We start from the raw sequence: 12,915 nt of genomic DNA on the forward strand, positions 1-12,915 counted from the left end.
AATGAAAATAATAAATACTACAGATTCAAATTTTAAAGAAGAGTTTGAAAATATACAAGCAAGAGCAAAAACTGATATCAAAGGTGTTTCTGCAATAGTTACAAATATTATTGATGAGATTGTTGAAAAAGGAAATGGTGCAATAAAAGAGCATATTTCAAAATTTGACAAATGGGAAGTAAAAGAAGATAGTGATTTAGAAATATCAATTGATGATATGAAAAAAGCTTATGAGAATATTGATGAAAAATTAAAAAAATCACTTCATATAGCATATGATAGAATTAAAGCTTACCATGAAAAACAACTACCAAAATCTTGGATTGATTTTGAAAAAAATGGAACAATTTTAGGACAAAAAGTAAGTGCGGTTGATAGAGCAGGACTTTATATCCCTGGTGGAAAAGCTGCATACCCAAGTAGCTTACTTATGAATGCAATTCCAGCAATAGTTGCAGGTGTTGAAGAGATAGTTGTATGCACTCCAACTCCAAATGATGAGATTAATGAACTTCTTCTTGCAGCATGTCATATTTGTGGAATTAAAAAAGCATTTAAAGTAGGTGGTGCAAGTGCTATTGCTGCTATGGCTTATGGGACTGAGACTATTCCTAAAGTAGATGTTATAACAGGACCTGGAAATATATTTGTTGCAACTGCTAAAAAGTTAGTTTTTGGGGAAGTAAATATTGACATGATTGCAGGTCCAAGTGAGATTGGAATCTTAAGTGATGCAAGTGCAAACCCTAGATTTTTAGCTATTGATTTACTTTCTCAAGCAGAACATGATGAAATGGCAAGTTCTATTATGATAACAACTTGTGACAAAGTGGCAGAACTTACTTCAATAGAAGTTGATAGATTTTTACAAGAGTTAAGCAGACGTGAAATAGCTAAAAAATCTATTGATGAAAGAGGTGTTATAATCATTGCAAAAGATATGGATGAAGCTATAAAATATATGAATGAAATAGCACCAGAACATTTAGAAATAATGACTAACAATGCTTTTGAATTATTGCCAAAAATAAAACATGCAGGTGCTATTTTCTTAGGTAAAAATACTCCTGAGCCAATAGGTGATTATATAGCAGGACCAAATCATACACTTCCAACTGGAAGTACAGCTAAGTTTTATAGTCCATTAAATGTGGAAAACTTTTTGAAAAAATCTTCAATCATAAGTTTCTCACAAGAAGCGATTGATGAACTTGGCGAAGCTTGTGCATTATTGGCAGATACAGAAGGTCTAACAGCCCATGCAAAATCTGTAAGAGTGAGATTAGAAAAATAATATGGATGATATTTTATTTGGAACACCTAAATCAAAATTTTTAGATGTCGTCAAACACGCTTCAAGTGAAATTGTAAGTGATGAATTAGATAAAATATTTGAAAAATACGCAGCGATGGAATTACTTTTATCAAAAGATAAAGGTGAATCTTATGATGTAAATGAAGATATAAACTCTTTTGTTTTAGAAAATCTAGATGAAGTCTCTAAAGTAAAAGATGATTTATATATAGAGTTTACTGGTGAAATTATTTGTAGATTAGATTCATAAGGTATTTTGTGGAAGAATTAAAAATAGTAAAAGAAAAAATTTTAGAGTTTGTAAAAGAGTGTGAAGATGAAAAAAGTGTAGAACTTTTTGGACATTTGGCAACGGGAAAGATGCTAAGGTCAAAACTAATACTTAAAATTGCAGGAGTAAATGAAGAATCAATAAAACTATGTGCAATAGTAGAGATGATTCATGCCGCATCACTTTTACATGATGATGTTATAGATGAAGCAACTACTAGAAGAGGAAGTCCTTCTGTTAATGCTTTATATGATGCTAAAACTGCTATTATGTTTGGAGATGTTTTATACTCTAAAGCCTTTACTGAACTTTCACAAATGAATAGAAAAGTAGCATATAATATCTCAAGTGCCGTTACAAAACTAAGTATTGGTGAGATGATGGATATTGATTTAACTAAGAATTTTAATACCGATTATAGTTTGTACCTTGATATGATTTATAAAAAAACTGCTTCATTAATAGAAGCAAGTGCTGCAAGTGCTGCAATACTAGCAAATAAAGATGAAGAAAAATATGCACTATATGGAAAAAATCTTGGTCTTGCTTTTCAAATGATTGATGATATTTTAGATATTACGCAAGATGCACAAACTTTAGGAAAACCTGCAATGTTTGATTTTGTGGAAGGAAAGGCTACTATTCCATATTTGTTGTTACATCAAAGATTAGATGATAAAACAAAATTAGAATCGCTTTTCAAAAAAGAGTTAAACGAAGTTGATGCTCTTTGGATAAAACAACAAATGGAGCGAACAGATTCCTTAAATGATGCAATTTCTCAAGCAAAAGCTTTAGGAAGAGAGGCGATTATGATTTTAGAAGATGAAAATTCTGAAGGACTAATTAAAATAATGAAAGAAATGATAGAAAGAGAGTTTTAGGATATGAGTTATTTAAGTATCTCTTTTACACACAAAAATACAGATATACAAACAAGAGAAAAGATTGCTTTTTCAAATGAAAGTTCAGTAGAAACTTTTTTAAAAAATGTAAAAGCAGATGACTCAATTGATGAGGTTGTACTATTATCTACATGTAATAGAGTAGAAATTATGACTACCTCTTCAAATATAAAACAATCTACAAATAAGATTTTTGATACTTTAGCAAAATATTCTGGTTTAGATTTTGATAATTTAATAGAAATAGCAGATATATATGATAATACAGGTGCTATTCATCATCTTTTTTCTGTGGCATCTGCTTTGGATTCACTTGTAATTGGTGAAACACAAATTGTAGGACAATTAAAAGACTCTTTTAGATTAGCTTTATCTAAAGGGTATTGTGGAAAAGATATATCAAAAGCTATGAATTATGCTTTTAAATGTGCTGCTAATGTTAGAAATGAAACAAGCTTAGGTACAGGTTCTGTATCGGTGGCTTCTACTGCTGTTTCAAAAGCAAAAGATATTATTAAAGACACACAAGGTGTGAAAGCTTTAGTTATTGGTGCAGGTGAGATGAGTGAGCTTACTATGAAACATTTAAATAAAGCTGGATTTGATATTATTTTAATTAGTAGAGATATTAAAAAAGCTAAGATGTTAGTGGATACTTTTGATTTTGAAGTTGATGTTCAAGCTTATGAAAATCTAGAAAAATACTTAAATGAAGTTCCTGTTATGGTTACAGCAACTTCAGCTCCATATCCAATCATAAAAGAAGATATGGTAAAACCATGTACTTTCAATAGATATTGGTTTGATATAGCATTGCCTAGAGATATAGAAGAGTTTGAAAGTCCAAATTTACAAATTTATGCGGTAGATGATTTACAAGATATTGTAAATTCTAATATGATACTTCGAGCAGAACAAGCAAAAAGAGCATATATGATTGTAAATCAAGAATCTGAGAAATTCTTCAAATGGCTAAAATCACTAGAAGTAGAACCAGTGGTAAAACATCTATATAAAAAAGCTGACAATGTAATTGAAAAGAAATTAGAAAATGCTATAAAAAAAGGATTTATAAAAGCTGAAGATGAAGAAAATATAAAAAAACTTTGTCAAACAGTTTTAAATGAGTTTTTACATGAACCAACAACACAATTAAAAAAGATATCAAAAGATGTGGAATGTGATATTATTTTGGGAACAGTACAATCTGTTTTTGGGTTAGAAGGTGGTTCAAACTCTATTAAAAAATGTGACCACGCAATAAAATTTAATTATTAGGAATATGTTAATGAAATTTTCTCAAATGTTTATGCCAACTACAAAAGAGACACCAAATGATGCAACTTTGGCATCTCACCAATATTTAATAAGAGGTGGTTTTATAACTCAAACAGGTTCTGGTTTATATAATTTTTTACCCCTTGGAAAAATCGTACTAGATAAAATAAGAGCTGTTGTAAAAGAAGAGATGGATAATACAGGTGCAAATGAACTTTTGATGAGTTTTGTTACACCCTTAGAACTTTGGGAACAATCAGGTCGAGCAAGTGTTATGGGACCTGAATTACTAAAATTTAAAGACAGAAAAGGTGCAGGATTTGTACTAAGTCCAACAAATGAAGAGACTGTAGTTGATATTGTAAAAAATAGAATTACATCATATAAAGATTTACCAGTAAATTTATATCACATAAATACAAAATTTAGAGATGAAGCAAGACCTAGATTTGGACTTATGAGAGGTAGAGAATTTTTGATGAAAGATGCTTACTCTTTCCATGCTACACATGAAGATTTAGTAAGAGAATTTCATGTAATGGAAGATGCATACAAAAAGATTTATGAAAGACTAGGTTTAGAGTTTAGAGTTGTTGCTGCTGATAGTGGTGCTATTGGTGGAAGTGGTTCTAAAGAGTTTATGGTATTAGCAAACTCGGGAGAAGATACTATTGTTGTATGTGAAGATTGTGAATATGGGGCAAATATTGAAGCTGCTGTTAGAGCAAAAAAAGAGATTAAAGATTGGTATGATGTAAGTTCTGAAAATGTAAAAATGGAAAAAGTACTAACAGAAGGTATGAAAACAATCGAAGATGTTTCTAATTTCTTAAGTTCACCAAAAGCCCAATCAATAAAAGCAGTTATCAAAAAAGCAATTTATAAAGATAAAGAAGAAGTGGTAGTTTTCTTTGTAAGAGGAAATGATGAACTTGAAGAGACAAAAGCAGCAAATGCAGTTGATGCTTTAGAGTTAATTGAAGCAAATGAAGAAGATATTTTAAGTGCAAGATTAGTTGCAGGATTTTGCGGACCATTTAATTTACCTGAAAATTTAACTTATGTAATTGATAGTGAATTAAAAGATGAAGTTGGGTTAGTTTGTGGTGCTAATGAAGTTGATTATCACTTTACAGGAACTGATTTAACAACTTTAAAAGATGCAAAATATTTTGATTTGATTGTTGTTCAAGAGGGAGATGTTTGTTCTTGTTGTGGTGGAAAACTAATTCACACAAAAGGAATAGAAGCTGGGCATATTTTCCAACTTGGAACAAAATATTCAAGTGCTATGGATGCTACATTTTTAGATAACAATGGAAAAGCACAACCTTTTGTAATGGGTTGTTATGGAATTGGAGTTTCAAGATTAGTAGCAGCTGTAATTGAACAAAATCATGATGATAAAGGGTGTATTTGGACAAAAGAGACTGCACCTTTTATGGTTGATGTTATTGTTTCAAATGCAAAAAAAGAAGAAGAATTAGATGCTGGGAAGAAGATTTACAATGACCTTAAAATAGCAGGTATCTCTACAATCTTAGATGATAGATTAAATGCTAGATTTGGATTTAAAATGAGTGATTTTGAACTTATTGGTTTTCCTTATGCTGTAGTTGTTGGTAAAAAACTACCAGAAGGTATAGTTGAAATTGTAAATAGAAAAACTTTAGAAAAAGAAGAAGTATCGTTAGACGAAGTTGTAAACAAATTAAAAAAACTAATATAAGGGGCAGAAATGGGAAATAGTATTCAAACAGTTTCGGATATGATTGGAGTATACTCATTAAATATTGCTATGGCAATTTTAATATTTGTAATTGGTAAATGGTTAGCAAAAAAAATAACAGAAGTTGTTGCAAAGATATTAAGAAGAAATCCAAAACTTGATGCGACATTAATAAACTTTTTTGATGATATTATTTATTATGTATTGCTTGTAGTTGTTGTATTAACAGCATTAGAACAAATTGGAGTTGAGTCAACATCATTTTTAGCTATTATTGGAGCAGCAGGTCTTGCTGTTGGTTTAGCACTTAAAGATTCATTATCAAATTTTGCTTCTGGTGTTATGATTATATTTTTCAAACCTTTTAAAATAGGTGATTATGTAACTGCTGGTGGAGTAAGTGGAACTATTACCGAAGTTCATCTGTTTAATACAGAGTTTACAACACCTGATAATCAAAGAGTTTTAGTGCCAAATGGTGCAATTACTGCAGGAAGCATAACAAATGTAAATGCTCATCCTAAAAGAAGAGTTGATTTAGTTATTGGTGTTGGTTATGGAGATAACTTAAAAATAGTAAAAGATATTATTACAAAAATAATTGAATCAAATGAAAAAGTTCTAAAAGATGAAGCAATCACAGTTGCTGTTTCAGAATTAGGTGATTCATCAGTAAATTTTGTAGTTAGAGTTTGGGTTAGTACACCTGATTTCTGGGCTGTAAAATGGGCTTTAATTGAAGAGATTAAAAATACATTTGATAAAGAAGGAATTTCTATTCCTTTCCCTCAAAGAGATGTGCATATTATCAACGAAAAAAACTAGTATCAAGTTACCTAATACTCTAACAGGGATACTAAAACTTTTACAAGAAAAGGGTGCCAAACCTATTCTTGTAGGAGGATGTGTTAGAGACCACTTTTTAAACTTACAAATAAAAGATTATGACATAGAAGTTTTTCATATAGAAAACTTTGAAATACTCTCAAAATATTTAGAACAATTTGGAAAAGTAAAACTTGTTGGTAAATCATATGGAGTGCTAAAACTCTCAGTTGATGGTGACGAGTATGATTTTGCCCTGCCAAGAGTTGAAAAAAAAATTGCAAAAGGACATAAAGGTTTTGAAGTCATAAGTAATAGTTATTTAAGCTTTAAAGAAGCAGCTATTAGACGAGATTTTACAATCAATGCACTTGGATATGATTTTACAAATGAAGAGATTTTAGATCCATTTGATGGATTAAAAGATTTAGAAAATAAAACTTTAAGACATATAGATGATAATAGTTTTATTGAAGATCCTTTAAGAGTTTATCGAGCAGTACAATTTGCATCAAGATTTGAATTTACCTTAGATAATAAGACATTAGAATTATGTAAAAAAATAGTTTCAAATAAAGATTTAGAAGAGTTGCCAAAAGAGCGAATTTTTGAGGAGTTAAAAAAACTCTTTTTAAAATCATCTAAGCCCTCAATTGGATTTGAACTTTTAAAAGAGTTGGGAGTATTAGAATATTTTTCAGAATTAAAGGTACTAATTGGCTGTGAACAAGAGCCCCAATACCATCCAGAAGGTGATGTTTGGATTCATACTTTAATGTGTTTAGATGAAATGGCAAAAATAAAAACAAATGATGAGAATAAAGATTTAGTTTTGTTTTTAGCAATACTTTGTCATGATTTTGGAAAACCTTTATGTACAAAAGTAATAGATGGGAAAATAACTTCACATAAACATGAGTCTTTGGGCATAAAACCCACAGTATCATTTTTAGAAAAACTAACAAATGACAAAAAACTTATAGCAGATGTTTTTCCCTTAGTTAAATATCACCTTTCTCCTTTTCAATTATATTTGCACAATAGTAGTGATAAGGCAGTAAAAAGATTAGCCTTAAAAGTTGATATTGAGATGTTATGTTTAGTTTGTCTAGCTGATTGTTTAGGTCGAACAATTGAAGATAAATGCAAATGCCATGAAGCCATTTCTTGGTTAAAAAACAGAGCTTCACAATTAGAAGTTACAAATAGTGGACCAAAATCTATTGTTATGGGAAAAGATTTGATAGCTTTAGGATTTGCTCCAGGAGTTTTATTTAAAGAGATTTTGGAGTATGCTTTTGATTTACAACTTGATGAAGATTTACCAAAAGAGTTAATAATAGAAAAAATAAAAGAGAAATATATCAAGGGGTGATGATATAATTTTCACTTCCATTTATCTCATGATAGATATTAACTCCATATTTTTTTGAATAAAGCCTTAGTAAAAGTTTTTGTAAAGTTGGTTCAATAGATGGGGTAAACCAAGCATTATTTGATATGGCAATAATATTTTTTGTATTTCCTAGGTTTTTATATAACTCTTCACTTGTAGCTTCATAACAAATAGCATTTCTAAAAAGTACATTTTTTATTCTATAATCTGTTGGAGTACTATCTTTTGTATAGTCTTTTGCACCATTATAAAATATTTTATTTATGAAATCCCTAAATATTTTAGGTAAAGGAATCTCTTCTCCAAAGGGTACTAATACGACTTTTGAAGCAACTTGTAAATTACCAGCCTTGAAAATATAAGTTGAGTTTTTATATTCATTATCTTTGTAATACAAAGCACCAGCTATGATTGTGATTTTATGTGACTTTTCTAATAAACTTTGTAGTACAAATTCTTGTTTATTTAATATAAAAGGAAAGGTAGTTTCTGGTAGTACAACTACATCTTTATTTTCTTTTATTGCTTCATTAATTTGTTTGAAATTTGTATCAATAATGGCTGCAAGGTTTTTTCTATCCCATTTATAATCTTGATTGAAATAAAAATTTGGCAAAGATATATCTACATTACTAAGAAGTGTTGGCTTTGGATTTATGTGTATAAAAGAAATAATAATTATACATATTGTATAAATAAAGACTCTTCTTTTAACTAAAAATATTGTAGATAAAATAACAAGAACAAGCACTATTTTATTTGCTTCAAAATAGCTATCTAAAAGTAAAATATCAGGTTTGAACCAGTTAAACCCAAAGGGATTTAAATATGTTAAAGTAAAAAAGAGCATGGCTCTTAAATAAATATTATCTTTTATGGAAATAAATAAGAAAAGAAAAGCATAAATAAGGCCAAAAAATAAAATCACAAGAGGAATTAAATAACTCAAATCATAATATCTAAAAGAAAAACTTACCCAATAAAACCATAAAATTCCAACAAAAAAACCACTATAAAAAAGCGAAATTCTATCTATTCTTAAAATAAAATATAAAGAAAGAAGTAAACAAATTGTATTGATAATTTTGATTTCAAATCCAAAATATGCTAAATATATAGGAGTTGAGAACAATAAAGCTGTAATCAAGCCTTTTATTATATTGATTTTGTTAAAATACACGCGTTTTAGGAAAAACATATCAAACCATTATAAAGGAAGTACCATGGGTCAAAGCGGTGACTTAATAAGTTCATTATTACCTCTTGTTGCATTATTTGCAATATTCTACTTTTTAATTATTAGACCACAACAAAAGCAAGCTAAACAGCATAAGCAAATGATTGCGGATTTGAAAAAAGGTGACAAGATTGTAACAAATGGTGGCTTAATCGTTGAAATTTCAAAAGTTGAAGAGACTTCTTTAACTGTAAAAAATGTAGATGGTTCAGAAATGAAATTAGCAAGAGAGTTTGTAGCTAAACTTGCTGAATAAAAATTAGACATGTAAAACTTTTTACATGTCTTACCACTTACCTTTATAAACAACTTACTATTTAAGGATAAAGATTGAAAATCTTAAATTATAGACTTATAATATTTATATTAAGCATTATTTTTGGTGTCGCATTTTCTATGCCATCATTTCTTCAAACCAATACAGGTAAAAAAATCTCTTTAGGACTTGACTTACAAGGTGGACTTCATCTTTTATTAGGTGTAAAAACACAAGAAGCAGTAGTTTCTAAAATCAAATCAATAGCAGCAACAGTAAAATATTATACTGATGATGAAGATATATTGATTGAAGATTTATCAATAAACCCAGATAGTGTAAGCTTTATTATACTAGACCCAGATGAAGTTAAAAGAGTTGATGAGATGCTTAAAAAAATCAAGGGCTTAGTTATTTCAAAGAGTGAAGATAATAATTATGAATTAACTTTAACTCCTGAAGAGATTGCACTTACAAAAGATCAAGCTGTTTCACAAGCTGTTGAGACTATTAGAAATAGGCTTGACCAATTTGGTTTAGCTGAACCTACTGTTGTTAGACAAGGGACAACTGATATTGTTGTTGAACTTCCAGGAATAAAAACTCAAGCAGATGAACAAGCAGCAAGAGAACTTATCTCAAAACCTGCAAACTTAGAACTTATGGCAGTAGATGAAGATAGAGCTGATCAAGTTTATACTATGAGTGGTTCTGAAGCTTCACAATATGGAGATATTATTTTAGAAGATGCAAATGAACCTGCTAAAAAATATCTTGTAAAAGAAATACCAATCTTAAATGGAAGTCAAGTAACAGATGCACAAGTTTCTTTTGACCAGTCAAATCAAGCAATTATTAATTTTACACTAAATTCTATTGGTGCAAAAGTTTTTGGTGACTTTACCGCAAAAAGTGTTGGGAAAAGACTTGCTATTGTTTTAGATGGAAAAGTTTATTCTGCACCAAATATTAGAGAGAGAATTGGTGGAGGAAGCGGACAAATTTCTGGTGGATTTACTGTTGTAGAAGCTGGAAATGTAGCAATTGCACTTAGAAGTGGTGCTTTACCTGCTTCTGTTGAATTGTTAGAAAAAAGAAGTGTTGGTCCATCTTTGGGAGCTGATTCTATTAAATCTTCAATGATAGCATTAATTGCTGGTTTTGCTTTAGTTGTTGTGTTTATGATTGCTTATTATGGTATGGCTGGTGTTGTTGCAAATGTGGCACTTGTAACAAATATATTTATTATAATAGCTATAATGGCTATGTTTGGAGCAACCTTAACTTTACCAGGAATGGCGGGTATTGTATTAACAGTAGGTATGGCTGTTGATGCCAATGTTATTATCACAGAGAGAATAAAAGAACTACTTAAAAATGGAGTATCTATTACAAAAGCTATAGAAGATGGTTATTCAAATGCAATGAGAGCAATCTTAGATGCAAATATTACAACTTTACTTGTGGCAGTTATTCTTTATGTATATGGAACAGGACCTATAAAAGGGTTTGCTATTACTATTTCTATTGGTATATTAGCATCTATGTTAACTGCAATACTTGGTACACATGGTATCTATGAGTCTTTATTACCTAAGATGAATAGAGAGAAAAATTTAAGAAAATGGTTTGGGATGAAATAATGGAATTTTTTAAAGGCGATAAAATATATAATTTTATGGGTAAGAGATTACCATTTTTAGGTTTTTCTACTATTTTAGTTGTGGCATCGATTGTATTACTTTTTACAAAAGGTGTTAATTTTGGTATTGATTTTGCTGGTGGAACTTTAGTTCAAGTAAAATATGAAAAAGCTGCTCCAATTGACAAAATTAGAGATATTTTAAATAAAACAAAAGAGTACAAAAACTCTTCAATCACAAAATTTGGTAGTGATGATGAGATAATTATTAGAGTAACAACATCAACAAATAGTGTATCAAGTGACTTAAGTGATGAGATTAGAAATGTACTAGCAAGTACTGGAAACTTTGAAATAAGAAGAGTTGATATAGTAGGACCAAAAGTTGGTGGTGAGTTAAGAGAAAAAGGGTTAATGGCCTTTGTTTTATCATTAATTGTGATTATGATTTATGTATCTTTTAGATTTGAGTGGAGATTTGCCCTTGCTTCTATTTTGGCTTTAGTACATGATGTTACTATTGCTTTAGGTGCTGTTAGTTTATTTGGAATAGAAGTAAACTTAGATATCTTAGCAGCTATTCTTACACTTCTAGGATACTCATTAAATGATACAATTATTGTATTTGATAGAATTAGAGAGGGAGTTCAAACTTCAAAAGAGAGTGACCTTTCAACAGTAGTTAATGATTCTGTTTCAAGAACACTATCAAGAACTACTCTTACTTCATTGACAACTTTCTTTGTTGTTGCTACTTTATATTTCTTCGGTGGAGAGATTATCAATGGTTTTGCCTTTACTTTATTAGTGGGTATTATTGTAGGTACATATTCATCTATCTTTATCGCAGCTTCATTTTTAGTTCAATTAAAATTCTCTATTGAGGATTTTAGAGCTAAAGAAGTTGAGAAGGTGAAGAAACAAAAAGAGAAAGAGAAGATGAGGGCGATGTTTGAGCAAGGAACAGTCTAAGAAACGTAGTTTCTAAACATCATCTTTTAAAAGGGAAGAGTTTTTACTCTTCCCTTTTTTTATGTCAAATTGGAGATTAAATACCAATATTTTGTGATGTTTTATTCTTTTTCTTATCCGTAAGAAAAAGAACCAAAAAGAAGCTCCCAGACGTTGTTAAAGGCAAAGCTACCTTCCAGTTTATGATTTATTTTCTGACCTGCGAAACTCAAGATAAAAAGTGCATTTAGCACTTTTTATCTTTCAAACATTCTCGGTCTTTTCCGAAAAGAAATCAAAAACTTCCAGCTTTAACAAAGTCTGGCTTTTCTATCTTCAATTTAGACTAATGATAATTTCAACCTTCTTAAAATGTGAGCATTTTCAAAATCGCGTGAAGAAAAATCTGTATAAATTCGTAAAGAAATTACAACTGTTTGAGACGGAGGTACGGAGTCGAGTTTTGTAATTTTAGAATTTCTATATATTTTTTAGCTATTTTGGAACCTGTGAACGCTTTTCTTTTGCGAACTTTTCTTTATAAAAAGAAAAGTGGAAAGTATCAAGAAATAGAAATGCTATAATGTAATTTGAAATTAATAAAAGAAGAATTTATGGAAATGAAAATAATAACAAACTATCAAACTATTAATCTTAATGCTGAAAAAATCACTAACGGTTACTATGAATTAAGAAATAAGAAATTTATTGTAGTTGATACTGCTATAGACAAGAATTCTTTTTTTAATAATATTGTAAATATAATAGAAAATGAAAAAATTATAAAATTTAAAGAATGTATTTTTAGTAAAAATTTTTATCTCCCTTCCATATCTTTTACAGATAAGTTTAGAAAAAACATTACTTTAAATGAATTAATATTTGAATCTTGTGTATTTGAAAATGAAGTAATTATTGAAAATAAACAAATAGATTGCCAGTTAATCTTTAATAACTGCATTTTCAAAAGTTCATTAAATTTAAGAAATAGTGTTTTTTCATCATATTGTGATTTTTCCAGAAGTATTATAATTGGTAAGATAAATTTAGAATTAACATCTTTTGATGATATTGTTAATTTTAAAGATGTTTTAATGGACAAAACTAACC

General features: G+C 29.4%; 12 protein-coding genes. 11 read left to right on the forward strand and 1 reads right to left on the reverse strand.

Translation table 11 applies throughout. The features are described 5' to 3' along the window. Position 1: 1 nt before the first annotated feature. Genes hisD through CRU95_RS07870 form a run of 7 tightly spaced genes read left to right on the forward strand, consistent with a single transcriptional unit; the run spans position 2 to position 7,698 of the window. A complete protein-coding gene (hisD, locus tag CRU95_RS07840; RefSeq protein ID WP_129100588.1) occupies positions 2-1,294 on the forward strand; it encodes a histidinol dehydrogenase in 1,293 nt (430 codons plus the stop codon). Position 1,295: 1 nt separating this feature from the next. Beyond that, a complete protein-coding gene (locus tag CRU95_RS07845) occupies positions 1,296-1,565 on the forward strand; it encodes a DUF2018 family protein (RefSeq protein ID WP_129100589.1) in 270 nt (89 codons plus the stop codon). An 8-nt stretch (positions 1,566-1,573) separates the two neighbouring features. Further along, positions 1,574-2,470, forward strand: a complete 897-nt coding sequence (locus CRU95_RS07850; protein ID WP_129100590.1) for a polyprenyl synthetase family protein — start codon at positions 1,574-1,576, stop codon at positions 2,468-2,470. Between the two features lie 3 nt (positions 2,471-2,473). Beyond that, positions 2,474-3,769 carry a glutamyl-tRNA reductase gene (gene hemA / locus CRU95_RS07855; protein ID WP_129100591.1) on the forward strand — a complete coding sequence of 432 codons (1,296 nt, stop codon included), beginning with the start codon at positions 2,474-2,476 and terminating at the stop codon, positions 3,767-3,769. A gap of 10 nt (positions 3,770-3,779) precedes the next feature. Next, complete coding sequence (locus tag CRU95_RS07860) at positions 3,780-5,498, forward strand: proline--tRNA ligase (protein ID WP_129100592.1); 1,719 nt, start codon at positions 3,780-3,782, stop codon at positions 5,496-5,498. 9 nt (positions 5,499-5,507) lie between these two features. Beyond that, the gene (locus CRU95_RS07865) at positions 5,508-6,323 is read left to right on the forward strand and encodes a mechanosensitive ion channel family protein (RefSeq protein ID WP_129100593.1); all 816 of its coding nucleotides are present in this window, start codon (positions 5,508-5,510) and stop codon (positions 6,321-6,323) included. Continuing rightward, a complete protein-coding gene (locus tag CRU95_RS07870) occupies positions 6,295-7,698 on the forward strand; it encodes a CCA tRNA nucleotidyltransferase (protein ID WP_129100594.1) in 1,404 nt (467 codons plus the stop codon). The genes CRU95_RS07865 and CRU95_RS07870 overlap by 29 nt, the downstream gene beginning before the upstream one ends. On the opposite strand, the gene CRU95_RS07875 is transcribed toward CRU95_RS07870, so the two are convergent. Beyond that, on the reverse strand, positions 7,688-8,917 hold the full coding sequence (locus CRU95_RS07875) for an apolipoprotein N-acyltransferase (RefSeq protein ID WP_129100595.1): 1,230 nt from the start codon (positions 8,915-8,917) through the stop codon (positions 7,688-7,690). The genes CRU95_RS07870 and CRU95_RS07875 overlap by 11 nt on opposite strands. A gap of 25 nt (positions 8,918-8,942) precedes the next feature. On the opposite strand from CRU95_RS07875, the gene yajC reads away from it, so the two are divergent. The 4 genes from yajC to CRU95_RS07895 all read left to right on the forward strand — a co-directional run. After that, positions 8,943-9,212, forward strand: coding sequence for a preprotein translocase subunit YajC (gene yajC / locus CRU95_RS07880; RefSeq protein ID WP_129100596.1), 270 nt, complete (start codon positions 8,943-8,945; stop codon positions 9,210-9,212). 74 nt (positions 9,213-9,286) lie between these two features. Further along, positions 9,287-10,855, forward strand: coding sequence for a protein translocase subunit SecD (gene secD, locus CRU95_RS07885; RefSeq protein ID WP_129100597.1), 1,569 nt, complete (start codon positions 9,287-9,289; stop codon positions 10,853-10,855). Then, positions 10,855-11,826 carry a protein translocase subunit SecF gene (gene secF / locus CRU95_RS07890; protein ID WP_129100598.1) on the forward strand — a complete coding sequence of 324 codons (972 nt, stop codon included), beginning with the start codon at positions 10,855-10,857 and terminating at the stop codon, positions 11,824-11,826. The genes secD and secF overlap by 1 nt, the downstream gene beginning before the upstream one ends. Before the next feature lie 593 nt (positions 11,827-12,419). Next, the coding region (locus CRU95_RS07895; protein ID WP_164969749.1) for a hypothetical protein at positions 12,420-12,915 on the forward strand (496 nt) is incomplete at its 3' end.

Origin of the sequence: Arcobacter sp. F2176, assembly GCF_004116465.1 — a bacterium.
Classification (GTDB): Bacteria; Campylobacterota; Campylobacteria; order Campylobacterales; family Arcobacteraceae; genus Arcobacter; species Arcobacter siniprincipis.

What these genes read in the sequence shown, in the direction of transcription:
- hisD (WP_129100588.1), top strand. Translation starts at nt 2, where the DNA reads ATGAAAATAATAAATACTACAGATTCAAATTTTAAAGAAGAGTTTGAA.
- CRU95_RS07845 (WP_129100589.1), top strand. Translation starts at nt 1,296, where the DNA reads ATGGATGATATTTTATTTGGAACACCTAAATCAAAATTTTTAGATGTC.
- hemA (WP_129100591.1), top strand. Translation starts at nt 2,474, where the DNA reads ATGAGTTATTTAAGTATCTCTTTTACACACAAAAATACAGATATACAA.
- CRU95_RS07860 (WP_129100592.1), top strand. Translation starts at nt 3,780, where the DNA reads ATGAAATTTTCTCAAATGTTTATGCCAACTACAAAAGAGACACCAAAT.
- CRU95_RS07865 (WP_129100593.1), top strand. Translation starts at nt 5,508, where the DNA reads ATGGGAAATAGTATTCAAACAGTTTCGGATATGATTGGAGTATACTCA.
- CRU95_RS07870 (WP_129100594.1), top strand. Translation starts at nt 6,295, where the DNA reads ATGTGCATATTATCAACGAAAAAAACTAGTATCAAGTTACCTAATACT.
- CRU95_RS07875 (WP_129100595.1), bottom strand. Translation starts at nt 8,917, where the DNA reads ATGTTTTTCCTAAAACGCGTGTATTTTAACAAAATCAATATAATAAAA.
- yajC (WP_129100596.1), top strand. Translation starts at nt 8,943, where the DNA reads ATGGGTCAAAGCGGTGACTTAATAAGTTCATTATTACCTCTTGTTGCA.
- secF (WP_129100598.1), top strand. Translation starts at nt 10,855, where the DNA reads ATGGAATTTTTTAAAGGCGATAAAATATATAATTTTATGGGTAAGAGA.